Annotated in this window: 21 protein-coding genes; 7 read left to right on the top strand and 14 right to left on the bottom strand. The window is 47.5% G+C overall.

Annotated elements, in window-relative coordinates:
- Positions 1-101 precede the first annotated feature (101 nt).
- Both WH95_RS16920 and acdA read right to left on the bottom strand, forming a co-directional pair.
- On the bottom strand, positions 102-1,715 hold the full coding sequence (locus WH95_RS16920; RefSeq protein WP_046509511.1) for a thiamine pyrophosphate-binding protein: 1,614 nt from the start codon (positions 1,713-1,715) through the stop codon (positions 102-104).
- Between the two features lie 103 nt (positions 1,716-1,818).
- Positions 1,819-3,114: a 3-sulfinopropanoyl-CoA desulfinase gene (gene acdA, locus WH95_RS16915; RefSeq protein WP_082114210.1), complete on the bottom strand. Its 1,296-nt coding sequence runs from the start codon at positions 3,112-3,114 to the stop codon at positions 1,819-1,821.
- 142 nt (positions 3,115-3,256) lie between these two features.
- Here acdA and WH95_RS16910 point away from each other — a divergent pair, with 142 nt between their 5' ends.
- Entirely contained in the window at positions 3,257-4,144 is an 888-nt protein-coding gene (locus WH95_RS16910; RefSeq protein WP_046509509.1) for a LysR family transcriptional regulator, read from the top strand.
- Positions 4,145-4,293: 149 nt separating this feature from the next.
- Positions 4,294-6,354, top strand: a complete 2,061-nt coding sequence (locus WH95_RS16905) for a molybdopterin-containing oxidoreductase family protein (protein ID WP_046509507.1) — start codon at positions 4,294-4,296, stop codon at positions 6,352-6,354.
- Positions 6,355-6,457: 103 nt separating this feature from the next.
- Here the strand turns inward: WH95_RS16905 and WH95_RS16900 are convergent, their stop codons facing one another.
- From WH95_RS16900 to WH95_RS16860, 10 genes are all read right to left on the bottom strand, one after another.
- Complete coding sequence (locus WH95_RS16900) at positions 6,458-7,414, bottom strand: acetyl-CoA carboxylase carboxyltransferase subunit alpha (RefSeq protein WP_046509504.1); 957 nt, start codon at positions 7,412-7,414, stop codon at positions 6,458-6,460.
- A 203-nt stretch (positions 7,415-7,617) separates the two neighbouring features.
- Positions 7,618-8,613, bottom strand: a complete 996-nt coding sequence (locus tag WH95_RS16895; protein WP_046509502.1) for an HpcH/HpaI aldolase/citrate lyase family protein — start codon at positions 8,611-8,613, stop codon at positions 7,618-7,620.
- 248 nt (positions 8,614-8,861) lie between these two features.
- Positions 8,862-9,803 carry a site-specific tyrosine recombinase XerD gene (xerD, locus tag WH95_RS16890; RefSeq protein ID WP_046509499.1) on the bottom strand — a complete coding sequence of 314 codons (942 nt, stop codon included), beginning with the start codon at positions 9,801-9,803 and terminating at the stop codon, positions 8,862-8,864.
- A gap of 17 nt (positions 9,804-9,820) precedes the next feature.
- Positions 9,821-11,650 carry a hypothetical protein gene (locus WH95_RS16885; RefSeq protein ID WP_157845994.1) on the bottom strand — a complete coding sequence of 610 codons (1,830 nt, stop codon included), beginning with the start codon at positions 11,648-11,650 and terminating at the stop codon, positions 9,821-9,823.
- Positions 11,631-11,771: a hypothetical protein gene (locus tag WH95_RS21545; protein ID WP_204247820.1), complete on the bottom strand. Its 141-nt coding sequence runs from the start codon at positions 11,769-11,771 to the stop codon at positions 11,631-11,633. Before WH95_RS21545 ends, WH95_RS16885 begins: the two co-directional genes overlap by 20 nt.
- A 150-nt stretch (positions 11,772-11,921) precedes the next feature.
- Positions 11,922-12,719, bottom strand: coding sequence for an SDR family oxidoreductase (locus WH95_RS16880; protein WP_046509495.1), 798 nt, complete (start codon positions 12,717-12,719; stop codon positions 11,922-11,924).
- Between the two features lie 165 nt (positions 12,720-12,884).
- Positions 12,885-14,570, bottom strand: coding sequence for a glycoside hydrolase family 3 protein (locus WH95_RS16875; RefSeq protein WP_046509494.1), 1,686 nt, complete (start codon positions 14,568-14,570; stop codon positions 12,885-12,887).
- Between the two features lie 86 nt (positions 14,571-14,656).
- Positions 14,657-15,433, bottom strand: a complete 777-nt coding sequence (locus WH95_RS16870) for an ATP-binding cassette domain-containing protein (protein ID WP_046509492.1) — start codon at positions 15,431-15,433, stop codon at positions 14,657-14,659.
- Positions 15,430-16,395 carry an ABC transporter permease gene (locus WH95_RS16865; protein WP_046509526.1) on the bottom strand — a complete coding sequence of 322 codons (966 nt, stop codon included), beginning with the start codon at positions 16,393-16,395 and terminating at the stop codon, positions 15,430-15,432. Before WH95_RS16865 ends, WH95_RS16870 begins: the two co-directional genes overlap by 4 nt.
- Positions 16,396-16,559: 164 nt before the next feature.
- Positions 16,560-17,669, bottom strand: coding sequence for a substrate-binding domain-containing protein (locus tag WH95_RS16860; protein ID WP_218044520.1), 1,110 nt, complete (start codon positions 17,667-17,669; stop codon positions 16,560-16,562).
- Between the two features lie 181 nt (positions 17,670-17,850).
- On the opposite strand from WH95_RS16860, the gene WH95_RS16855 reads away from it, so the two are divergent.
- The 5 genes from WH95_RS16855 (at position 17,851) to WH95_RS16835 (ending at position 22,907) form a co-directional block, all read left to right on the top strand.
- Entirely contained in the window at positions 17,851-19,092 is a 1,242-nt protein-coding gene (locus WH95_RS16855) for an ROK family transcriptional regulator (RefSeq protein ID WP_046509489.1), read from the top strand.
- Positions 19,093-19,239: 147 nt separating this feature from the next.
- On the top strand, positions 19,240-19,785 hold the full coding sequence (locus WH95_RS16850; protein WP_046509487.1) for a shikimate kinase: 546 nt from the start codon (positions 19,240-19,242) through the stop codon (positions 19,783-19,785).
- Between the two features lie 14 nt (positions 19,786-19,799).
- A complete protein-coding gene (gene aroB, locus WH95_RS16845; RefSeq protein ID WP_046509485.1) occupies positions 19,800-20,954 on the top strand; it encodes a 3-dehydroquinate synthase in 1,155 nt (384 codons plus the stop codon).
- A 38-nt stretch (positions 20,955-20,992) separates the two neighbouring features.
- Positions 20,993-22,273 carry an HlyC/CorC family transporter gene (locus WH95_RS16840; RefSeq protein WP_046509483.1) on the top strand — a complete coding sequence of 427 codons (1,281 nt, stop codon included), beginning with the start codon at positions 20,993-20,995 and terminating at the stop codon, positions 22,271-22,273.
- Positions 22,274-22,319: 46 nt separating this feature from the next.
- Positions 22,320-22,907: a DUF2889 domain-containing protein gene (locus tag WH95_RS16835; protein WP_046509481.1), complete on the top strand. Its 588-nt coding sequence runs from the start codon at positions 22,320-22,322 to the stop codon at positions 22,905-22,907.
- A gap of 21 nt (positions 22,908-22,928) precedes the next feature.
- On the opposite strand, the gene WH95_RS20760 is transcribed toward WH95_RS16835, so the two are convergent.
- On the bottom strand, positions 22,929-23,288 hold the full coding sequence (locus tag WH95_RS20760; RefSeq protein ID WP_052742111.1) for a ribbon-helix-helix domain-containing protein: 360 nt from the start codon (positions 23,286-23,288) through the stop codon (positions 22,929-22,931).
- Positions 23,289-23,582, bottom strand: a complete 294-nt coding sequence (locus WH95_RS16825) for a BolA family protein (RefSeq protein WP_046509479.1) — start codon at positions 23,580-23,582, stop codon at positions 23,289-23,291.
- Between the last annotated feature and the right edge of the window lie 270 nt (positions 23,583-23,852).

The following is a 23,852-nucleotide window of genomic DNA, read 5'->3' as shown; positions in this document are numbered from 1 at the left end:
AAAATCGACGGGGTTTGTCAACGGTCTGAAGCGGCCTCTCTGGCCGCCTTTATTTTTCAGTTAAAGTTTAGCGCCTCTCGAACATCAGACGTATCCCAGAGTTAAAACTTCCCGTCATAGGATTCACGTTCAATATGAGCTGCGATCAAGGTAAACTTGTCGCCTTCAAATGCAGAACTCAATGCTGTTTGCAGCTCTTTACGGCTTCGGGCGTTGATACCAATCCCTCCCATAGCGTCAGCCAGCGCAGCAAAATCTGTCCCCCCAAAATCAACCGCAAGATTCTCCCTGCCACTTCCACGCTGTTTCAATTCAATCAAGGCAAGCGATGCATCAACAAAAACGACAACAACAACAGGTAGATTCAAATCTCTGAGTGTCGATAATTCGCCCAAGATCATCTCTAGTCCCGCGTCTCCGGTAAAGGCAACTACGGGCAGGTCAGGCGAGGCAACTTTGGCCCCCATAGCCAATGGCAGGGCACAGCCCATCGTGCACAACCCACTGGATTGAATAAGGGTGTGAGGTTCCCGACAGACCCACTGTTGGCTTTGCAAGATTCTGTGCGCCCCGGAATCAACAGAGGCAAGACCATGGTCAGGCAAGGCCTTGCGCACTTCATCAACAATCGCGGATGGCCCCCAATCTTCATCCCGAGGGAATGCAGCAGATAGCTCTGACTTGGCTTTGGTAAAATCGCCATTCTCCCAAACAGAGCCAAGATCCAACCCTTGATCCAAAACGGCTAATGCAGGCGCTAAAGAACCAACAAAGGTACAGCTGGCCCGATGCATGCCGTGCAAATTCGGCTCAAGGGTAAATTCTGCAACAAACTGCGTCTCAGGTTCCCATACATCCTGCCAACCATGGCGCATTTCAATTGGATCATAGCCAATCAACAACAGACAGTCACTTTTCTCAATCAAGGGAAGAACTGTTTTATCGGCTTTCGGGGAAAGTCCTGCACCGCCGAGGGAAAGCGGATGATCATCGGGGATTACCCCTTTCGCTTTATAGGTAGCAACGGATGGAATTCCATGTTTCAGAAGGAAGTTCCTTACCTCAACTTCACAACCCTCGCTGAGAATTTCCAACCCCAGAATGGCCAGAGGTCTTTCTGAACGGGACAAGCGATCTCTCACTTCAGAAAAGTTGGCATTGTCCACAGGTGCCGAGGGCAAATAGGTTGGTTGCCATTGTTTGGGCGCAGCTTCCTGCACCTTTGCCGCGAGGGAAATCGGAACATCAATGTGTACAGGCCCGGGGCGACCTGATTGCGCCAGAGACAAAGCCCTGTCAACGATGCGATCAACGGCACCATCCACGAGGGTGAAGCTGCCCTTCACGACGGGTTCCAGCGCCTTGCAATGATCAAAAACCTGATGCGTATAGCTTGCCATGTCATAATCATCGACCCGTCCAGTCAGAAACACCAACGGGACACGATCCTGATGTGCATTGGCGATAACGTTAAAAGCATTCGCCATGCCCGGGCCAAGCGTTGCGAAGAGAACACCCGGTGCACCCGTGCGATGATAAGTCCCTTCGGCCATAAAGCCCGCACCGTTTTCATGCTTGGTCAGCACAATTTCTAGCCCTGCCCGATCCAGTGCGTGCATCACACTCAGAACTTCCCCCCCTGGAATACCAAAGGCATGGCGGCATCCCGCATCAAAAAGGCGTTGGGCAAGGATATCGGCTGTCGTCAAGCTCATCTCGGCTTCTCTCAAATTAATCAATCACACAATACTGGCTACGCGCCCTTAAGAGCGCGCCATCTAAAATCGGTTGTTTAGTAAGGTCTTATCACTTAGTGCTTTAACACTCAGGATTACGCTCAACAACAGATCGCAGGTCTTCCATAGAAGATTTATCAGACGAACCAGTCAGATAACCATCCCTTGTCTGCGGAAATTTGCGATTTAGCAAATCAGACGCGATCACATTTCTGAGAACCTGTGCCGTACCACCACCAATGGTGAACATACGTGCATCCCGCACCATGCGCTCGACCGGGTTATTTCTGGAATACCCCGCTGCACCATGCATCTGTAATGCGTTATTTGTGACTGTAACGGCCATTTCTGATGTAAAGAGCTTGGCTTGGGCAGCCTTTGTTTTATCCGGGAAGCCTTCTCCTGACACAGCCTCATTTATCAAAGCCCTTGCCGCACTGATTTGTACGGACATATCAGCCAACATCCACTGAAGCCCCTGAAACTCACAAATCGGGCGACCAAACTGCTCTCGCTTTTGAATAAAGCTTTCCGCCTGCTCATAGGCCCCGACTGCAATGCCAAGCGCAACGGCTGCTGCCCCCACACGCTGTCCATTATAGGCTGTCATCAAATCACCAAAGCCCTTTCTAAGGCCTGATGGAGGTTGCAGCATCATATCGGACGGTACGTGTAAATTTTTCAGATGGACTTCGGTTTCCGGGATTCCCCTAAGGCCCATGGTTGGTTCACGCCGTCCAATGGAAAGCCCTTCTGCGCCCGGCTCGCCGCGAACAACAAGGAACCCGGCAATTCCCTGCGGCTCATCATTTTCATAAACCCGTGCAAAAATAAGGTGTAATCGTGAAACGCCGCCACCGGTGATCCAGTGTTTTGTACCGTTCAGGACATAGCCATTCCCAACTTTATCGGCACGGGTCTTCATTTCTGTGGCCGCGGAACCACTCTCAGGCTCCGTAATACATATAGCTGGCTTGTCACCATCCAGAACCAGCTCAGCAGCAAGATTCTTCTGCTTTTCAGTGCCATAGGCCATGATGGCGCCGATGGCCCCCATATTGGCCTCGACAGCAATACGCCCGGTCACACCACAGGCCTTGGCAACTTCCTCAACCAACACGACAGCTTCCTGATATCCTGCCCCGGCACCCCCGTAAGCCTTCGGAATTGTCATCCCCATAAAGCCGGCATCCCTCAGAGCAAAGCAGTTTTCCCAAGGATACATCTCAGCAGAATCAATCGATGCGGCCCGAGGGGCAAAAACATCCAGCGCCAAACTGCGGGCGCGTTGGCGAATATCTTCAAGCGCAAATAAACGAGATTTTTCTGCCTTATCAGAAGCTTCCGAGGCATCTAGTCGATCAAGATCTGCAAGCATTTGGACTCTCCATACGGTTTCTCCGGGCAACAGGGCGCTTATGTTCACCCTTGTATTCACTGGCTCTATTATCTCGCGCTTGCTTTCTTCAAATCAAACGAATTAAAATAACTTCTTACTTCAATTATTTTGATGTTAATTTATGGGTATTCGCCAGCTTCGCACGTTAATTGAAATTGCTGAAACGGGTAGTTTTCAGGCAGCCGCAGAAAAGCTGGGCTTAACGCATTCCGCAATCAGCATGCAGATCAAATCTTTGGAAGATGAACTACAAACTGAGTTGTTTGATCGTACCCGACGCCCACCCGACCTCAACCCAACAGGCATTCGGCTACTGTGCAAGGCGCAGGACATTATCAACCTGTATGATTCCTTGCCAGAAGCCGGATCCAAAGCCGGGGACCTATCCGGCCTCTTGCGACTGGGGGCTATTCCCAGTGCAACATCATCCTTTTTACCAGAGGTTCTTGCCCGACTGGGACAAGAACATCCACGTTTGCATGTTCGGCTCGAAAGTGGGTTGAGTACGGAGCTAACCCGTGAACTGATACAGGGGAAGCTGGACTGCATTATCATCACCGAGGCCCAGCGTCTGGACGACGCCCTGAAATCAACAAAGCTTCGCGAAGAGCGCCTTGTTGTTATTGCCCAGAAAAATACCGAGAATGAAAGAATCGCCAAAAGCAGAGACGGCGACATCGCTCTCTTGAGCCAACTGCCTTTTGTTCGCTTCAACCATTTAACCGGGGTTGGACGCGTTATCGAACAGAGCCTCAAAAACAGAGGTGCAAACCTGAGAGAAGTCATGGAACTTGATTCTCTCGAAGCAATCCAGCGCATGGTGGCCAAAGGCTTGGGCGCTGCAATTGTCCCTGAAACAAGTCTGGAAGATAGAACCAATCTATTGGTTCGTCCCTTTGGCAAACCGAGCACGACACGAACAGTTTCACTTGTTGAAAAACACCGTGGACAACGCCCGGACCTGACAAGTGTTCTGGCGACAACACTTAAAGAAGTATTGAATAGTTAATTCTGTAAAGCAGTACCATGCGATTCTAATAAATGGACCTACTGGAACTACAAATTGGCCCTATCCTGCAAGATGTAATCATGAGTTCAAAGAGATTACATCAGGAAAGATGAGATAAAGCGCGACCTACGCGTACGGAGCCAACAGAAATGCCCTTGGATACAGCGTCCACAACACCCCTACAAAACAAACCCAGTGTTTGTCCTCTTGATTGCCCAGACACCTGTAGTTTGTCCGTCCTAACGGATGGAAAGCACATCATTCAGGTCCGTGGTTCTGATGCCAATCCCTACACTGCTGGTGCTATATGCAAAAAGGTCTCGGACTACTATCCAGACTTCATTCATGGCGAACGCCGTTTAACGCAGCCACTTTTGCGGACGGGTCCAAAAGGATCATTGGAATATACACCCATCAGCTGGGATGAAGCCCTTGATCGTATATATAACGGCTTAAATGCTGCTATTGAAAAGTATGGTCCTGAATCCGTGCTCCCCCTAAACTACGCAGGCCCTCACGGACAGCTTGCTGGCGGTTCTATGGATTTTCGCTTTTTCCATAAACTAGGCGCAAGCCAACTCGACAGAGGCCCCCTTTGTGGTGCTGTGCGAGGAACTGCCTACACCAGCCTGTTTGGGAATGCCCCCGGCATGGAACCGGAACAGGCGGTTAAATCAGATCTGATTGTTGTCGCCAGCAATAACGTCACTGTTTCAAACTTGCATCTAGCACGGATCATTAAAGCGGCCAAAAAGAATGGGGCTAAGCTGATCGTCATTGACCCCAAGAAAGTGAAAATTGCCGAGCAGGCTGACCTCTATATTCAGATCAAACCCGGCACTGATATCGTTCTCTTCTTGGCACTGGCCGCTGAACTGGAAAAGCGTTCTGCACTCGACACTGATTTTATTAACCATTGGGTTCATGGAATTGAAGCATATCTAGAGGCAGCAAAAGAATATTCTCTGGACGATGCCGCCAGGATTTGCGAAATCCCCATGGAACAGATTCAAGAATTCCTGCACATCTATACAGCGGCGAAGAATGTTTCCATGTCGGTTGGTAACGGCGCAGAACGTGGCCATTCCGGCGGATCGTCTATTCGTGCCGCAATGGCGCTTCAGGTCATAACGGGTAACATGGGAAGGGCCGGGGCTGGTGTTATTGCCAAACAAGGTCTCGCATTCCCAGCCACAACCAGCAAACTAAGACGCCCGGATCTAGTACCCGAAGGAACCCGAATGCTCAACATCGTCGATGTTGCGAAACACATACTCGACGATCGTCTGGCACCACCGATCAAAGCGGTTTTTATCTATAACCACAATCCGGTTTGTACCCACCCTGACCAAAACAGGATGCGTCGGGCTCTTAGTCGGGAAGATATCTTTATCGTCGGTTGTGATGTAGAGATGAACGACAGCATGGCTTATGCTGATGTTGTTCTACCCGCATCAAGCCATTTTGAATTTCCGGATATCTATGCCGCCTATGGTCAGGCCCATCTGCAAAGAGCTGAACCTGTTATCCCTACCGTGGGGCATTCTCTCCCTAATACAGAAATTTTCCGCCGTCTCGCTGCACGATTTGGATTTAGCGATGATCTCTTTAAAGCGGACGATTACCAGCTGATGGATGAGGCTTACGATCCGACAGCGCCCCAGATGAAAGGAGTTCGCCCCAGTGAAGTTCCTCTGGATCGGTCTTTGCCTATGCTGGCAAAAAACGATCAGGAACTTATCATGTGTAAAACGGTCTTTCCGGCCACAAAAACGGGCAAGATAGAGCTTTACTCGGAACACCTGGAACAGCAGTTCGGATATGGTCTTCCGCGCTATGAAGAGGTGCCACAGGATCTTCCCTTTGCCTTGATCTCCCCATCATCCAGCAAACGGACAAACGCAACCTTTGGCGGACACGAAGATTCAATATCCATAGAGCAAATTGAAATTCATCCACAAGATGCTCAGGCAAAGGGTATTACGGACAACTCAAAGGTCAAAATATGGAATACCTTGGGGGAAGTTATTCTACTGGCTAAAGTGACCAACAAGGTAAAACCCGGCGTACTTTATTCACCAAAGGGTACATGGCTAAAATCGAGTGCTTCCGGTCAAACGGTGAATGCTCTGATCAATTCAGAAACCAGAACAGATATCATGTCCGGGGCCTGTTACAATGATACATTTGTTGATATTGCCCCAGCTTAAAATGTTAATATTGCCCCAGCTTAAAAGCTCTTAATCTGCAGATTTTAACCACGCATAAAAAAGGCCGCTGAAAAGCGGCCTTTCACATAACTCATGACAAAAGTCAGAGACCTTTTTGCCCCATCTCCAGGAACTTGTCCCGGCGTTTCTGACGAAGCTCTGCCCCACCGAACTGGGACAATTCTTGTAAGTGCTTTTCGATGCTATCGCCCAAAGCAGCAATACAAACATCTTTGGCCCGATGCGCACCACCCATTGGCTCTGCGATCACTTCATCGATAACACCCAGCGTTTCCAGATCCTGCGCTGTCAGCTTCAGAGCTTCCGCAGCCTCTTTGGCCTGATCACCAGAACGCCAGAGGATAGAGGCACAGCCTTCGGGAGAAATCACAGAATAGATTGAATGTTCTAGCATCAACACGGTATTTGCAGCCGCCAAGGCAATAGCACCACCAGATCCACCCTCACCAATAACAGCAGAAACAAGCGGAACCTTGATCGCAAGGCACTTTTCAATGCTTCGAGCAATCGCTTCGGATTGACCGCGTTCTTCGGCCCCAACACCCGGGTAAGCACCAGCCGTATCAACCAAAGTAATAACAGGCAGATCAAAGCGTTCTGCCATATCCATCAACCGCTGTGCCTTACGGTAACCTTCGGGACGCGCCATGCCGAAGTTGTGCTTCACACGACTGTGCATGTCTGCGCCTTTTTCCTGACCAATCACAACAACGGATTGACCACGAAAGCGCCCCAAGCCCCCCAAAATGGCGAAATCTTCGGCGAACGCCCGATCCCCGGCCAACGGTGTATAGTCTTCGATCAGCGCCTCGATATAGTCCTTGCAATGAGGACGGTCAGGATGGCGTGCAACAAGTGTTTTTTGCCACGGACTCAGCTTTGCGTAAGTTTGGCGCAACAGCTTGTCAGCCTTTGCTTCCAGCTTGGAAACTTCTTCGGCAATGTTCACATCACTGCTGCTGTCAGACAGATGCCGCAGGCCTTCAATCTTACCAGCAAGCTCAGCAATCGGTTTTTCGAAATCTAGGAAATTTTGCATAGGGCGTTGTCTATCACATCGTGAAAATCAGTCAACAAATATAGTCGTCGCATAGTACCTTTCAAGCGCACAATTTCAAGTTTTAGCTTTATTATGATGACCTAAAGTGTTCTCTGTTCAACATAGCAAAGAGCCATAAAGAGCAAAGGCCAGTTCTTTAAAAAACCGACCTTTGTCGAAAAATGAACCTCTGTTGTCAGGCCTCAAGTCTCAGAGGCGGCATCCGCCAAGGCAATCTCTTTGGCTTTTTCGACCATTACGCTCGCCTGTCGAATAGAGGCGATATCAATAAGCCGCCCATCCAACGAAACGGCACCTTTACCTTCACGCTGGGCCTGTTCCATGGCTTCAAGAATGCGATTGGCTTTGTTCACTTCGGCTTCTGACGGGCTGTTTACTTCATTCGCAATGCCAATCTGATTTGGGTGGATGGCCCACTTTCCTTCACAGCCCAGAATTGTCGCTCTGTTAGCCTGGGCGCGATACCCTTCTGGATCGGAAAAATCACCAAAAGGACCATCTATAGCTCGAAGACCGTTCGCACGTGCAGCAACGACCATACGCGCAATCGCATAGTGCCACATATCACCCCAGTGGAAATCTCTAGGTGAATCACCATCAACATCCGTTAAAACACCATACATCGGGTTTGGTCCGCCGATACCTGTCGTTCTGGCTTTTGTTGATGCCGCATAGTCTGCAACACCAAAATGCAGACTTTCATTTCGCTTCGAAGCAGCTGCGATTTCATTGATATTTTGCATACCAAGAGCCGTTTCGATGATCATTTCAAAACCGACGGCTTTCTTGCGACCTTTCGCGGTTTCAACCTGGGTGCAAAGCATATCCAAAGCATAGATATCCGCCGCTGTCCCTACCTTTGGGATCATAAACAGATCAAGCCTGTCACCAGCCTGCTCAAGCACATCAATCACATCCCGATACATATATGGCGTATCCAGACCATTCACACGAACCGACAGTGTTTTATTCCCCCAGTCGATATCGTTTATTGCCTCAATAACATTTTTGCGCGCCTGCTCTTTATCATCCGGCGCAACCGCATCTTCCAAATCCAAAAAAATCACATCGGCTTTGGATGCTGCCGCTTTTTCAAACAAAACGGGATTACTTCCCGGTACAGCCAGTTCACTGCGATTGAGACGTGAAGTGGTTTCTTCTGGAATCGTAAAGCTCATGTCTTACTCCCTGGGGTTCCGGTCAACTTTTCTATGACAGCTGACTCTTATTGTGCACCGCAACATAAACTGTGACCTGACAAACGAATTCTGTCAAGCTCACCGAAAATTTGTAAGAAACAAAAATTGTAAGAAACTTTGTAAATGGAATGTCGTCAGTGTTCGTCCAGAACCCACTCAAAGGAGTTGCCTCATCCAGACCTAAGGCGCGGCCATAACTCTATGACAACTCCATAATCTGCAAGAGATCAGGACTTTGAGGACAAGGGATGTTTTTCAAACACCAGCTTTTGCAGACGTTCTTGTAAAACATGTGTATAGATCTGGGTTGTTGAAATATCAGAATGCCCCAACATCTTTTGGACAGATCTCAAATCAGCGCCATTTTCCAACAAATGGGTCGCAAAAGCGTGACGCAAAACATGTGGGGATACTTTGGATGGCATGATGCCACTCTTTATGGCCAACTCTTTTAGAAGCTGACCGACGCGATGACGCGTCAAGTAGCCACTCTTCCCGCGAGAAGGAAAAACCCATCCCGTATCGTTAGCCCATTCCGTACCTTTAGAATGATCCCGTTCCAGATTGGGTAGAAAGTTGCCCCGGATCAGAAGATACCGATCCAGTGCCTCACGTGCCTGAGGACTAAGAGGCACAAGCCGCTCTTTATTCCCCTTACCCATCACCGTTAGAATACGGGGATCTCGCTGTGTTTGGGATACTTTCAAAGAGACCAGCTCACTCACCCGCATCCCTGTTGCATAGAGCAACTCAATCAACGCGCAAAGACGCAAACCTTCGTCTGTCTGATCTTTCTGCGCAGTTTGAAGAAGGGCATCTGTATCTTTCACAGAAAGAAATTTTGGTAGGGATTGCGCCATACGTGGCGTGCCAATTTCTGCAACAGGGTTATCTTGCCGGATGCCTTCTTCCATAAGGAACAGGTAAAACTGTTTCAAAGAAGAAAGATGCCGGGCCTGTGTTCGAGCGCTTAATCCCTCAGAAGTCAGATCAGCCAGATAGTTGCGAATATCAGAGACTTCAACGCTGGCAAGATCCTTGCGCCCACCCGACAAAAATTCGTCAAACCTGACCAGATCCCGTTCATAGGCTTCTAGCGTGTTCTGGCTAGCACCGCGTTCTGCTGACATCATCTCCAGAAAAATGGAGATTCTGGATGCAGAAGACATCAAACACCAGCCATCAACTAGATACCACTGAGAACAGCGGCTTCAATTGCCAACGAACGTGCTTCGTCTTGCAAACCAACAGAATAAAGTGCTTCCACAACACCGCCCAAGGCTAGGCTATGTGTATCACTTGGGCCCTCTTCACCCAAAATAATCAGGCTTAAAAGAACAACCTCTGCCAAACGTCCGCCGTTTTGGGCATCTTTCAGTCCATACAGCAGAGCAGCCGACGGAGCCAAACCGGGTGATGCGATTTCCAACGAAGCAAGCTCGCCCCAGCTCAGACGTGTATTTTCACCAAGGGCCTGCATACAAGAACGTAACATCACCAATTGTTGGTTCAATACTTCCGGGCCAATACCACTTTGTGCGGATGCCCATCCCTTTAAAGTACCGTATCGTTCCCCGCCTTCCATACCGGAAAGACGTGCATAGGGCCAAAGGGAAGTCAAATTTGCAGCGGCGGTTTCTTCGCTCAACATATACTGGCGCGCCAGAAGTAACCAGGCATCAGCCCGTTCACGCTGTCCCGCCAAATAAAGAGTTCGCCCGGCAGGTAACGCAAACCAAGTCAAATCAGAAGAGTGTGGAATTTCCGTCACTAAATCTGCGATAACCCGAGACATCAAGAAACCGGTTCCATCTTCTGCCGCCTGGTCCAGCGCAGCTTTTACAATTTCGGCCCTCGCAGCGGGAACAGCCTGTAGCTGGGCTGCCTGTAAAAACAGAGCGCGCAGAGCTGGTCCTTCTCGTTTTATCTGGCCGCCAACCGCTGCATCAATCTCTTCAGGTTCAAAGGCATAACCACTATACAAATCAATAAGAACATCAGGTGATAAAACCCCACTTGTGACAGCAGCTTCAGCAGCATAAACCCGTCGTTCCAAAGGATAATTTTCAGATTGGATCAAAGCATTCCGCACACCCGGATTAAGAAAATTGTCCAGATCTTCTGAAAGTTGCGCCCCGGAAAGGGCGGCCAGTGCCCAGTGAATAGGTTCAACCCGTCCGGCGCTTTTCCCGGAAATCTTGATGTTTGCCCCAGACGCAGCGAGGGCAAGCTCTTCAAATAATGGATCAGCGTCTTCGCCTGTTTCTCTCAGTAAATCCAAACTCAAAAGCGCTTGGTCAACTTGCTTTTGCAGAAAGTGGCAATAGACCATGCCACGTATCCAGTAACTATCTTTACCAGTCGCAGACATTCCCCGGATAACCTGGCACGCATCGCCGTTTTTTCCCGTCATCAACAAACTATCACTTCGATATCGGGCCTGCTGCTCGTTATCTGAACGGGTCGGGATACGTTGGAAAAGATTATCAAGGTCTGTATAGGCCCCTAATTCAGCAAGTTTTTCCAACCGAAGAGATAGAAGACTTTGTGCACTCTGCAGGGGTTTATCATCCAATGGTCGCCCGGCACTTGATAACAAAAGACGCTTGGCAAGATTGTTTCCGACAGCAGAATTGTAGCTCACTGGCATCTGCGTGATCAGCGAAAAAACATCCTGAAGAGAGCTTTGTCGCCACATATCGTAACCAAGCCCGCCCTGTCCCGGGCTGAGCGTTCCAATACTATCCAAATCAAGGCCGCCAAGGCTATCAACCTGTATCCCGCCCGAGCTGATCGGATTACTCTCTATCGTTGAGGGAACAGGGGATTCCGTTACTGATGGACTAGGCGCGGGTTGTTGTGGAATCAATTGCGTCTGCGCATAGGCAGATCCACCAATACCGACAGCCAATGCGGCTACGGAAAACCGCAAGGCAGCTTTGCAAAACTTGCCGGATTTTGCCCATTTCCCGAACTTAGACAATGTAAAGGGCATCTTATTTTGTGAGACGATCATTGGGAATGACCTTTTCCACGTTTGTAGAGGGTGCAGGAATATCCCACGTTAAAAGGAAAACTCCCCCAGCGAGCAAAGCACCGATCAGGATAACAAAGACAAAAAGGCCGAATTTCTTCATGGAGCGTAAGCTTCACTCTATCTGTTTGGTCAATAAACTAATCAATTCGCCATATACCTAACAGCAGAGTATGGCAAGATTGGGACAGTCTAAAACCCGGTTTTGTATCTGTAAACAACCTGTTGAGATAAGAAGCTTTTTATTTGAGCTTCAACTAATGGACAAACCTTCTGTATGCCCATCCACGGTCAGAACCTGCCCCGATATCTTGCTTCCCTTTGGTGAGGCAGCAAAGAGGATCGTGTTTGCGATGTCTTCGGGCAAAACAAAGGTCCTCATTGATGTCTGTTTTTCAAATTGTTCGCGCACCAGCTCAGGTGAAATATCTTGCGCCAATGCAGATGACTCTATGACACGGTCCATCCGTGAGCCAGACACAGATCCAGGAGCCACCGCGTTAACACGAATACCATAGGGACCGAGTTCCATCGCCATTGTTTTCGTAATACCAATCACGGCCCATTTCGCAGCAGCATAGGGCGCCCGATTGGGAAATCCGAACAACCCTGCCGTAGAAGAAAGGTTAAAAATTGCGCCACTTTTCTGCTTTTTCATTAGCGGAATTGCTTGTTTGGAAAAAAGGAACTGCGAATCAATGTTGACAGAGATACATTTCCGCCATGCAGTATAATCCAGCGTCTCCAATTCCCCTGTCGGACCCGCCGTCCCCGCATTGTTCACCAATACGTCCAGCCCGTTAAAGTTGGCTTCAAGGTCAGAAAACAAAGCCTTAACGGCCTTTTCATCAGTCACATCCAGCAGACTTTTGGTCAGCTCACCTGACTTTTGAGTATCACCTTGAAATGAAAAATCATCCAGCGCCTTGGAATCAATATCACAAACATGAACCTTTGCCCCTTCACGAAGAAAAGCTTCTGCTGTTGCTCTCCCCAGTCCTGCGGCCCCTGCCGTAACAAGAACACGGTATCCTCGAAGATTTAGATCCATCCTTCTGATTCTTCCCTCTGATTCTTCTGGGGTCTTTTTCAGAGCATCATCCTAGAGGGCCAGAGGAAATCTACCATACAGATTTTCAGAATTTAGATACAAAACACGTCATACAGATTGCTGTCCAAGGAACCTCATACTTTGTACACGACCCGAATACTGTACTTAGCTCGCCTCCCCCCGTATCGCCTTAATAATAAATCTGGCCATGGCCTGTGCAGCACAAGCGCGGCTTGAATAGGCCGCAACATAGGTACTTAGATCAGGGTGAGATCGAAGTTCATAATCGCTTCTAAGCGCACACACCACCATCTTTCCTTTGGTTATTTGAACAAGCCGATCCAACCGTTCTTTTTGAAAATCAACGTCATAATCCATACCAGGTAGTGGATAGTCCTCTGTAACAGCGACGACAATATCTTCTGCACTAAAACAGCTTTCCCCAGCCAAATAATGTTGCAGCTCAAGCTCTGACAAAATTTGTATATCTTGCCCAGCATCTGTCGCCACCCCCGACCCAGAACATTCCGAAGACTTTAGGAGCTCGTCACAAAGAACATCAAATGCTGCGCGGGGATCATTTGGGCCAATACCACGTGTATTCACAACCATTTCATGAGCATCTGCACCACTTAGCCCAACGACGTTAACTTTTCCTTTGAGTGAGAGAAGATTGTCACGATCTCTAACAACGCGAATAGCTTTTTCTGATGCAAGATCAGCAATATTACGGTGTTTTTCTGTTGCAATGTCCTGAACGCCTTGTTCGCTACGCTCTGCATTGATTGTTAACTGAATTCTAAGACAAAAAATCCTCTCTAGCGCATCTTCAATGACATTTAATGCTAGATCACCTGTTTCAACGGCTTTGATCACACCATCGATAGTCGCCTTTTGTTTGGCGGCATAATTGGTTGCATCGTGTTCATAATGCTCTTCCGATAGCATAACAATGTCGCAGCCAGCTTTGAGCGCAAGAATGGCAGATTCAGCAGGATCATAATTCTTGCGCATGCCCCACATGTTCATACTGTCGGTCACAACTACGCCCTGAAAACCCATTTTTTTGCGTAGCAAATCACGCATAATTTTAGAAGAAAGGGTAGCAGGAAAATCAGGGTCAATCTGTGGAAAATTAATATGTGATGTCATGATCATAGGCAATCCTGCATCAATCGCCGCCTGAAATGGAACCAGATCCTGATCCAACAAATAGGGCAAGCTTCTATCAACCGTTGGCAGCAAGCGATGGCTATCTTCACTGGTATCGCCATGCCCCGGAAAATGTTTGCCGCAACACACAATATTGTTGTTCAAAGCGCCCTCTACCGCAGCCTTTACATGCCTGGCAACTCTGTCGCGATCTTCCCCGAATGATCGCGTTCCAATAATTGGGTTATCCGGGTTGATATTGATATCAGAACAAGGGGATAAAATAACATTATAACCACAGGCCATCATTTCCCGCGCATAGATACCGTAGATTTCACGCGTTAAAGACGTATCATCCGCCGCCCCCAAGGCCAGGTTTCCCGGGCCAGTTGTTGTCTCGGAAACAGCAACGCCCCATGCACCTTCCTGATCCACCCCAAAAATCAAAGGCAAATCGTGGTTTGCCGAACCCGCGGCATCTTGTAGAGATTGAGTTAGTTTTTGGGCTTCGGATACAGTGTCAGCATTATCCTGAGAAATATAAAATCCAGATATAAAGCGTTCCTGAACAAGCTCTTTGGCATAGGTGAGATCTTTGCCCCCGAAGGCCAACATAAAAAGCTGACCAACTTTTTGTTCCAGCGTAAGCTTCGCTATTAGCCCGCGTGCATCCGCACGGGCACTTTCCAATACACCCATTATTCTTTCCTTTAACTTTTGCTTTTAGAGGAAGCCAAGACCTGCCCAAAAGGCACACAGAACATTGCCTTAGCTATACGCCGAGATCACGCCGCCCGTTTTGCACCGGTGATAATCCCAACAAGATCATCAGGCGTAATATCCTCAATCAAAACATTTGCCGCAGCACGCCCATGTCGTAGGACCACTGCGCGATGACATACTTCCATAACGTGTTGTATATTGTGGCTTATCAAAAGCACTGAGATACCTTGCGAGCTAATGAGCTTAATAAGATTATTCACCTGTGCGGCCTGTTCCACCCCCAACGCTGCGGTGGGTTCATCCATAATAACAATGTCTGCCCCCCAATTCACAGCTCGGGCAATGGAAACAGCTTGGCGCTGCCCACCCGACAGATTCTTGATCTCTTCACTGAAAGATGGAATACGGGAATTAAGACGCTTCAGAGCAATTTCACTCTGACGGTTCATTTCCTTATGATTTAGCCACCCAAAGAATTTCAAAATAGGATTCGAGGAAAGGATCTCGCGGTTTAAAAAAAGATTCTTGGAAACGTCAAAGTTGGGTATAACAGCCAAGTCCTGAAATACTGTTTCAATCCCCTGATCCCTTGCATCCTGCGGAGATTTGATATCAACAACCTGACCATTAATCACTATCTCGCCGTCGTCCTGAGGATGCACCCCAGAGATACAACGAACCAGCGTTGATTTTCCTGCACCATTATCCCCCAAAAGGCCCACGACTTCGCCTTTCAAGATGGAGAAACTGACGCCCTTCAGGGCCTGGACCCCTCCAAAGGATTTATGGATTTCCCTGACTTCCAACGCGGTGTCCGGCACATGATATTCAGCGGTCATTTTCTGTCCTCCTTAACACCAATAGCTACGGCAACGATAAGAATAAGTCCCCTTGCAATGATTTGCTCATTTGTCGAGAACCCCCATAAAATCAAACCGTTATTAATAACACCCATCAACCATGATCCGACGACGGCCCCCGCAACTGATGCGCGCCCCCCGAACAGGCTTGTCCCGCCAATAGCGACAGCGGCGATAACCGTCAAAAGATCCGCCTCACCAAGGCTATACCTTGCACCGTGTAAACGCCCGGCATAAAGCATCCCGGCAATTGCAGCCGCCCCGCCAGCAATAACCATTGCTGTAATTTTTACTTTGATAACATTGATACCAAGGGCACGAGACGCTGTCGGATTCCCCCCCACCGCCAAGAGATGGCTGCCAAACCGTGTCTTTGAAAGGAAAACCCACCCCAAGACAAGGGCCAACAACGTCCATATAAACATCACAGATATTGGCCCCAAACTTCCAGAGCCAAAGACAAATGTGAAGGTATCATTGGTAACCGGAATAGATTCCAGATTGGTTATAACACGTGCAATACCCGAAATAACCCCCATAGAACCAAGCGTAATCAACAAAGAAGACACTTTAAGCCATTCAGTTAAAACACCGTTTATCAGGCCCACTAACATGCCTGCACACAGGCCCGCAAAAACGGCAACGGGCCACGGAACAACATCAACCAACAAACTACATACCAGCGCCGATAGAGCCACGACAGATCCAACAGAAAGATCAATGTGTCCAACAGCCAAGGCAAATGTCATCCCCACGGCCATAACAGTGATGGGTGTCGTTTGCCGAATGATATTCATAAAGTTTGGTGTTGATAAAAAGGCCGTATCAGCAAGTACCACGGCAAAAAAAGCAATCACAAGTATAAGCGCATAATAAACAAAATACTCGCGGTTAAGAATTTTATGAAACACCGTCGATCGGGTTTCAGACAGCAAAGTCATGGCAACACCTTGGTAAATTCCGAAAGGTCTCTGTTTGTTTATCATATAACCAGCAGAGCAGATCATTTGAGAACAAAAAGAGAGGAATGGGTAATGTTTCCATCCCCCATTCCCCAGAGGATAAGTCAGGATAAGTAATCGTTAAGCAGAAGTATAACGACTAACTACTTAAGGGCTTCACTCAGCTTTTTCGGGATGGGCCGACGCAAGGACTTTTCCCAGGTCGTTGCCAAGTTTTCTTTGGTCACTTTATCATATCCGACCACAGAGAAGGCGGGAGATTCCTTGTCCAGAAGGCCATAGACACCAAGCATCGCCATGGCTTGACCAATCTCATAAGGCCTGTCCGCAACAGTACCGTACATATTACCCTGTTTTATCATATCCAGTGCATTGTTTTGCCCCAGATCATGCGTGATTACCTTTACATCACCCCGTCCCTGAGCACGCAATGCTTCTATCACACCTTCGGCAGCAACATCCCAAGCGACATAGATACCCTTCAACCCCGGGTTCTGAAGTACCATGGCAGAAGCCAATTCAAAGGTTTGGCCCTCTTCTGTGAAGCCCTTTTCAGAAACGATTTTTATGTCGCCATGCTTTTCCTGAATGGCTGTGCGAAAGGCATTGTCACGATTATTCGTAATAAAATAGCTCGCATCATGGTAAATAAAACCAATCTCGCCCTCGCCACCAATTCCGTCACTCATCATTTCGGCGGCCGCAACCCCCATACCGTACATGTCGTCCGTGACAATGCCTGTATATTCACTGTTGGGTTTGTAACCTGCGATAGGGTTTGAAAGCAAAACAAGCTCTGTCCCCTTATCAACAGCAGGTTTAAACGCAGCTCCACCACTGACGGGATCAACAACCAAGGTCAGAATAATATCTGGATTCAATGCCAGTACGTTTTCAACATCACTTGCTTGTCTGGCTGAATCAAACTGTGCATCCGTTGTCGCAACAACTTCAATGTCCAATTCTTCAAATTTTGTTTTTGCACCTTCAGTAACCGCATTTACCCAATCACCCGAAGCATGCCAAACAAGGGCTGCTTTATATTTCTTTTCCTTAACTGCAGCGACCTCATCTGAAGTAAGAGAAATTTCATCAGCTGACTGGGCCGCATTACCGTTAGGTCCTACAGGTGATTTACTTAAATCAATCGTTTCAAGAGGACCCGCCAGAACTGACGAGAAAATGGCCCCTGAAAATCCAGCTGTAATCGCCGTCGACACCATTATTTTTTTGAATTTATTGATACCAAGCACGTTAAGACTCCCATTTATTTTTATTTATTCGCTTAATGGTATTTGAAATTATGCATTTGTCAATTATTTTGACAAATGCATTTTATTATTTACATTTCAATTAGTTAATTATTAAATTTTGCAATTATTGATTTACTGAGTAGATTAAAACATCTGTTTTACTGATAAGGCGTTTAGCTCCATGCCCCCTAAAGGGACCAATCTAGAACAAACAAAAGCCCACAACCTGCGCCTGGTTCTAAGTGAGGTTCTATCCAACGATGAAATTTCACGTGCAGACATCGCCAAGCGTACAGGGCTAACCCGCCAGACGATTTCCAATTTGGTTGAAAACCTCCTGCATTCGGGCATGTTGGCAGAAGGAAAATACAAAAAGGGGGGCACGGGGAAGCCCTCACGCATACTACAGATATCCCCGACAGCAGCTTTTAGCATTGGTATTCGAATTGAGCTAAACAAGATTGTCATCAGCCTTGTCGATTTATCTGGCAACCTGATCAATTCAACACAAATAAACGTAACTTATGTGACGGACGAAGATGTCATCAGGCTGATTGAACCTCTGTGCCTTGATGTCCTAAGAAAGACAGATACGGACATTAAGCGCGTATTGGGTATTGGCATCATCATGGCAGAAAAGGATGATCGAAATCAGCGGCACGCCAATAGTGTCTTCACAACAGATCCCAAAAACATCGCTGAACTTCTCTATAAAGAACTGGATATCCCAACCTTTTTAGAAACCGCCGCTGCAGCAGCGGCTTTAGCGGAATTCCTACAGGGTAGCGCCCGTAATTTCAGAAACTTTATTTATCTTTTTATCGGTCCCGACTTATCAGCAGGCTTGATGGTTGATGGCAAAATTTATGGTGGCAGGTCAGCGCGTGCAGGATCAATAGGACACCTTGTCGTAAATATAAATGGCCCTATCTGTACCTGTGGGAATCCTGGGTGTCTAAATGGATATATATCTTTGGAATCACTGGCTGTTCACCTGCAAAAACAAGATAAGAAAGCCCGCGACCCCTATGATGTATTTTTGGATATCGTACCAAATGATCCCAAAGTGATTTCCTGGCTAGAGCAACATGCCGAATATTTTAGAATCGGCATAAACTCACTCGAAAATCTATATGATCCCGAAACGATTATTCTCGGCGGTGACTGTCCCGATTGGTTTCTGGAAACAATTATTCGCGTCTCCCGGCCCTTTATGCGATCTATCAGTGAACGCGGAGAGCGCGATCTTCCCCGGGTCATCAAATCACCCCACGCAGACCAGATGGTTCAAAAAGGCGCGGCAACCCTTCCCATACACGCTGCCCTTGGCGAAGAAAATGCCGCTTATAAATCCCAGGCTCAGTTCGGCACATCCTATAAACGACTTTCCGAATTGCTGGGGCACTACATAAACGAAAAGTAACCTGTCGGCCCAGAATGGCGATCGAGCATCATAGAGATTCATTATTACGGCTAATTCTTTGCCGAGAGCGTTCTTTTCTTTTTGTTTCAGGGAAATCCTTTCTATAGGCTAGGCTCAAATGATTAATATGAATCGGTAAAAGGTACGATGTCATCAAACGGGAACTTTACTCCCCCAAAAACTGTTGTTCTCGTTGGCTTAATGGGCGCAGGAAAAACATGTATAGGAAAGAAGCTGGCACTTTCTCTCAAGCTACCTTTCGTAGATGCTGACGTCGAAATAGAAAAAGCTGCGGGTTGCACCATTTCTGAAATATTCGAAGAGCATGGAGAAACCTATTTCCGAGACAGAGAACGGCTTGTGATACAGCGACTTTTGGACGGACCAGTTCAAATTTTATCCACAGGTGGTGGTGCCTTTATGGATGAACGCACCCGTGAAACAATCGCGGAAAAGGGTATTTCGCTCTGGTTAAAGGCAGATCTAGATGTCCTTGTCGAACGAACATCACGCAGAAACCATCGCCCCCTTCTTCGTAACGGCAACCATCGTGAAATTTTATCCCGATTGATTGAAGAACGTTATCCGATTTATGAACGGGCAAATATTACAACCCAATCCGAAGAAGGCTCGGCAGACCTTACCACCCGTAATGCCCTTGAAGGGCTTAAGGATTATTGTGGTACTCTGTAACCCGAATGAGACAGATGCATAATAAAACAAATCAGATAAACGAACAATCGGTCGAGCGTCTTACCCTTGATTTAGGAGAACGCAGTTACGACATTCTCGTTGGCGAAAATTTGGTCGCGAATGCAGGTCCGCTCGTTCACCCATTTATCAAACAGAACCGCACTTTTATCATTACAGATGAAAACGTGGCCCGGCACCATCTACCCACACTGGAAGCAGCACTTGAATCAGAAGGCATAGAAAGCTATTCCCTGGTCCTACCCAGTGGGGAACAGACAAAAAGCTTCGCCCAGCTAGATAGAGTAATTGACTTTCTTCTGGAACATAACGTTGATCGCAAATCCACACTGATAGCCTTTGGCGGCGGTGTCATAGGTGATTTGGCCGGGTTTGCCGCTGCAGTTGTAATGCGTGGTATCGATTTTATTCAAATTCCAACAACCCTGTTATCACAGGTCGATAGCTCTGTTGGCGGTAAAACCGGTATCAACACGGCACGGGGAAAAAACCTTGTCGGCAGCTTTCATCAACCCAAACTCGTTCTTGCCGATACTGGTTTGCTTGAAACGCTGCCCAACAGAGAGCTTCTCGCTGGCTATGCAGAGGTCGTAAAGTATGGACTGATTAACGATCCAACGTTCTTCGAATGGTTAGAGAACAAGGCACACAAGGTCATTGCCGGCAACGTATCTGCACGAACACATGCTGTTCTGGTCTCCTGTGCAGCAAAAGCAAAAATCGTTGCCATGGATGAAAAAGAATCTGGCGCACGCGGCCTGCTCAATCTGGGGCATACCTTTGGCCATGCTTTGGAAGCGGAGGCCGGATACAATGGGTCTTTACTTCACGGCGAAGCCATTTCTATTGGTATGGTTATGGCACATGATCTATCAGCAGAACTGGGATTATGTTCTGACGAAGATGCCAAAACAGTTCGCGCACATTTTGAGAGTATCGGCCTTCCAACATCGACAGACTATGTATCCTCTAATGCTCTGGGCGGAAAAAAGCTTGAAGTTTCTCGCCTGATGGATCACATGAGCAGGGATAAAAAAGTAAGTAACGGACGCCTGACCTTTGTTATGACAAAAGGCATTGGTCAGGCTTATCTGGATAACGCAGTAGATATGGCAGTGGTTTCAGACTTTATGAAACGCTTTATTGCCTAGATAATCGAGCTGTCTTATTCACAACCCCTGAAAGGGCCATGGAAACAGAGTTAATTCTCTCTATCAGTGCCATTGTGGTACTACTCGCAATCTCAGCCTTCTTTTCTGGTGCCGAGACATCTATGACAGCGTCTTCAAAGCCACGCATGCACACGCTTGAGCAAAGCGGAGACAAAAAGGCGCAGATCGTCAATAAACTGTGGTCGGCAAAAGAGCACCTGATTGGATCTATCCTGCTGGGTAACAACCTCGTAAACATTCTGGCCTCTGCATTGGCGACATCGGTATTCCTCAAATTATTCGGGGAAACTGGTGTTATCTATGCAACCCTGACCATGACTGCGCTTGTCCTTGTATTTGCAGAGGTTCTTCCCAAAACCTATGCGCTGAGGCATTCTGACAAAGCTGCATTGGCATCTGCGCCAATTTTGCGCCCGATTGTTTTTATTTTCGGCCCGGTCGCCCTTGCTGTAGAAAGCATTGTTAAAGTCATTCTGGCAATCTTCACCCGTTCTGACACAGCCGATGAAATGAACGAATTTGCCGAAGAAGAACTACGCGGTGCGATCGATCTCCACGAAGGAGAAGGCGAAGAAGTACGTCATGAACGCGAGATGCTCAAATCAATTCTGGATCTGGATGATGTAGAAGTTGATGAAATCATGACCCATCGCCAGGATGTCAATTCCAGTGATATTGATCAATCACCTGCTCAGGTTATCGAAGACGTTCTTTCCAGCTCCTACACCCGTATTCCCTTGTGGCAGGACAAGCCCGACAACATCGTTGGGGTTTTACATGCAAAAGCGCTTTTACGGGCTATTCGCACCCACGATGGCGAACTTGATCGTGAAACCCTGATCTCAATTGCCAGTACTCCTTGGTTTATTCCAGAATCAACAAGCCTCCTTGCTCAGCTACATGCTTTTCGTGATCGTCATGCACACTTTGCCATCGTTGTCGATGAATATGGGGAAATGCAGGGAATTGTAACTCTGGAGGACATTCTCGAAGAAATCGTAGGTGATATTACCGACGAACACGACATTGATATCGAGGGAGTTCAAACCGTTACCGAAAGCGAGTTTATCATCAACGGAACTGTGACCATCCGGGATTTGAACCGCCAGTTTGAATGGAGGCTTCCTGATGACGAAGCTTCGACAATCGCGGGCCTTATCCTTCACGAAGCAAGACAGATTCCAAAAGTCGGACAAGCCTTTGTCTTTCATGATATGCGATTCGAAATCCTGGAACGAAAGCGACATCAGATTACATCGGTACGTGTTTCTCCTATAGCAGAGCAGATCCCTTCATGATCCTGATAAAAACAGCTTCCAGACCGAAACAGCTCAAGGACTAGATATGCCCTTACCCCCGGCTGCTCCTCGAAAAAATCTTCACCAAAGGCGCTACGATTTTCAAGGCTACGAACGCGAAGATCGGCTGTGGGATATTGAGGGTCGCATTACAGACGTCAAATCATACCCCTTTGATAATCAGTTCAGGGGAACAATTGAAGCTGGCGAAGCCTTACATGATATGTGGATACGCCTGACGGTAGATATAAACTTTGTCGTACAAGATATAGAAGCCTGCATTGATGACAGTCCCTATTCTGTTTGTCCATCAATTACCCCGAACTTTAAAAAGGTTATTGGCCTCAAAGTTGGCCCGGGATGGAGAGCTGCAATTCGACGAGCCGTAGGCGGCACCAAAGGGTGTACCCATCTTGTCGAAATGCTTGGTGCTATGGCTACAGTTACCTTTCAGACACTTTATCCAGCCATGATAAAATATCAGGCCAAGCTGAAAGAAAGCCAAAAGGGTGAAAAACAGGATAGCGAAAATAAAAAGAAACGCCCAGGCATCATAGACACTTGCCATGCCTACAGCGCTGACGGAGAAATCGTTAGACAGGAATGGCCCGATTTTTATACAGGAAATTCATAACAAGCAGCTTAAAGCGTGCTATTATTTGTTCTTTGAAATTGTCGGATATTGCGACCTGGGTATTGGCTTCCAGCCTCTTTTTTCTTGGGCAGCGGTTCGAAAATAAGAAAGAGTAAAAACCCTGATTGCGGCGGTAAGGCTTGATTGAACACGGCGCCCTTCGACCAGATTACAAACCTCGTTCAAAGCAAGACCTTCGCGTTCACAAATTTCGTTCAGGCCACGCCACATCATTGGCTCTAATCTCAACGAAGTACGGTGCCCGCGCACAGTGACATTTTTTAAAACCAGGCCGTTTTTTCCTGTAAGCCGCTTCATCTCTTTTTGAAGATCTCGCCGACTTTGCGAAAGAAATGAAATATTATCACTCTCTTTCGTCATTCAAAAACTGCCTGTTTTCATAGTGCTTATTTCATCAGGTGTGTTCGCCTTAATTTGCAAGGCATGAATCTTGGAAACCAGCTCTTCTTTCAACAGTTCATGTATCATTCGTTGTCTATTAACCCGGTTAACACCCGCAAATTTTTCGGAAACAATCTCGACAGAAAAGTGGCTTTCACCGCCTTCGCGATACCCAGCATGGCCAATATGATGATGAGAATCATCTGTTACCACCAAATGAGAAGGTGATAAACCTTCGCGCAAACGCGCGTCTATCGTTTCTGTCATCCCCATGGCACTACACCCTACTATCCATAGATATTCGCTTGATTAAGGCAGCATAGTACCGACCAATATGCCCCGCTTTCAATGTAAATTAGGAAATTTCCCTTAAAATGCCGTTAATTCACGTAAAATTCACGGACAAAGAAGGCACCCCCGACAAAAAGCTGTCATGACGGTTACTGAAAATTAGAGTAAAATGTAAGCATACAAAGCCTTTACAGGTAATTCTTTTACAGTGCGGGGACTTGTATCCAGAGTTAAGAAACACCATAATTCGAG

Source organism: Kiloniella litopenaei, assembly GCF_000982415.1.
GTDB classification, from domain to species: domain Bacteria; phylum Pseudomonadota; class Alphaproteobacteria; order Kiloniellales; family Kiloniellaceae; genus Kiloniella; species Kiloniella litopenaei.
This window is presented reverse-complemented; position numbering and strand designations above follow the sequence as displayed.

Excerpts from the sequence above, each read along its gene's own strand:
- WH95_RS16920 (WP_046509511.1), bottom strand. The coding sequence starts at position 1,715 with ATGAGCTTGACGACAGCCGATATCCTTGCCCAACGCCTTTTTGATGCG.
- acdA (WP_082114210.1), bottom strand. The coding sequence starts at position 3,114 with ATGCTTGCAGATCTTGATCGACTAGATGCCTCGGAAGCTTCTGATAAG.
- WH95_RS16910 (WP_046509509.1), top strand. The coding sequence starts at position 3,257 with ATGGGTATTCGCCAGCTTCGCACGTTAATTGAAATTGCTGAAACGGGT.
- WH95_RS16905 (WP_046509507.1), top strand. The coding sequence starts at position 4,294 with ATGCCCTTGGATACAGCGTCCACAACACCCCTACAAAACAAACCCAGT.
- WH95_RS16900 (WP_046509504.1), bottom strand. The coding sequence starts at position 7,414 with ATGCAAAATTTCCTAGATTTCGAAAAACCGATTGCTGAGCTTGCTGGT.
- WH95_RS16895 (WP_046509502.1), bottom strand. The coding sequence starts at position 8,613 with ATGAGCTTTACGATTCCAGAAGAAACCACTTCACGTCTCAATCGCAGT.
- xerD (WP_046509499.1), bottom strand. The coding sequence starts at position 9,803 with ATGTCTTCTGCATCCAGAATCTCCATTTTTCTGGAGATGATGTCAGCA.
- WH95_RS16885 (WP_157845994.1), bottom strand. The coding sequence starts at position 11,650 with ATGATCGTCTCACAAAATAAGATGCCCTTTACATTGTCTAAGTTCGGG.
- WH95_RS21545 (WP_204247820.1), bottom strand. The coding sequence starts at position 11,771 with ATGAAGAAATTCGGCCTTTTTGTCTTTGTTATCCTGATCGGTGCTTTG.
- WH95_RS16880 (WP_046509495.1), bottom strand. The coding sequence starts at position 12,719 with ATGGATCTAAATCTTCGAGGATACCGTGTTCTTGTTACGGCAGGGGCC.
- WH95_RS16875 (WP_046509494.1), bottom strand. The coding sequence starts at position 14,570 with ATGGGTGTATTGGAAAGTGCCCGTGCGGATGCACGCGGGCTAATAGCG.
- WH95_RS16870 (WP_046509492.1), bottom strand. The coding sequence starts at position 15,433 with ATGACCGCTGAATATCATGTGCCGGACACCGCGTTGGAAGTCAGGGAA.
- WH95_RS16865 (WP_046509526.1), bottom strand. The coding sequence starts at position 16,395 with ATGACTTTGCTGTCTGAAACCCGATCGACGGTGTTTCATAAAATTCTT.
- WH95_RS16855 (WP_046509489.1), top strand. The coding sequence starts at position 17,851 with ATGCCCCCTAAAGGGACCAATCTAGAACAAACAAAAGCCCACAACCTG.
- WH95_RS16850 (WP_046509487.1), top strand. The coding sequence starts at position 19,240 with ATGTCATCAAACGGGAACTTTACTCCCCCAAAAACTGTTGTTCTCGTT.
- aroB (WP_046509485.1), top strand. The coding sequence starts at position 19,800 with ATGCATAATAAAACAAATCAGATAAACGAACAATCGGTCGAGCGTCTT.
- WH95_RS16840 (WP_046509483.1), top strand. The coding sequence starts at position 20,993 with ATGGAAACAGAGTTAATTCTCTCTATCAGTGCCATTGTGGTACTACTC.
- WH95_RS16835 (WP_046509481.1), top strand. The coding sequence starts at position 22,320 with ATGCCCTTACCCCCGGCTGCTCCTCGAAAAAATCTTCACCAAAGGCGC.
- WH95_RS20760 (WP_052742111.1), bottom strand. The coding sequence starts at position 23,288 with ATGACGAAAGAGAGTGATAATATTTCATTTCTTTCGCAAAGTCGGCGA.
- WH95_RS16825 (WP_046509479.1), bottom strand. The coding sequence starts at position 23,582 with ATGGGGATGACAGAAACGATAGACGCGCGTTTGCGCGAAGGTTTATCA.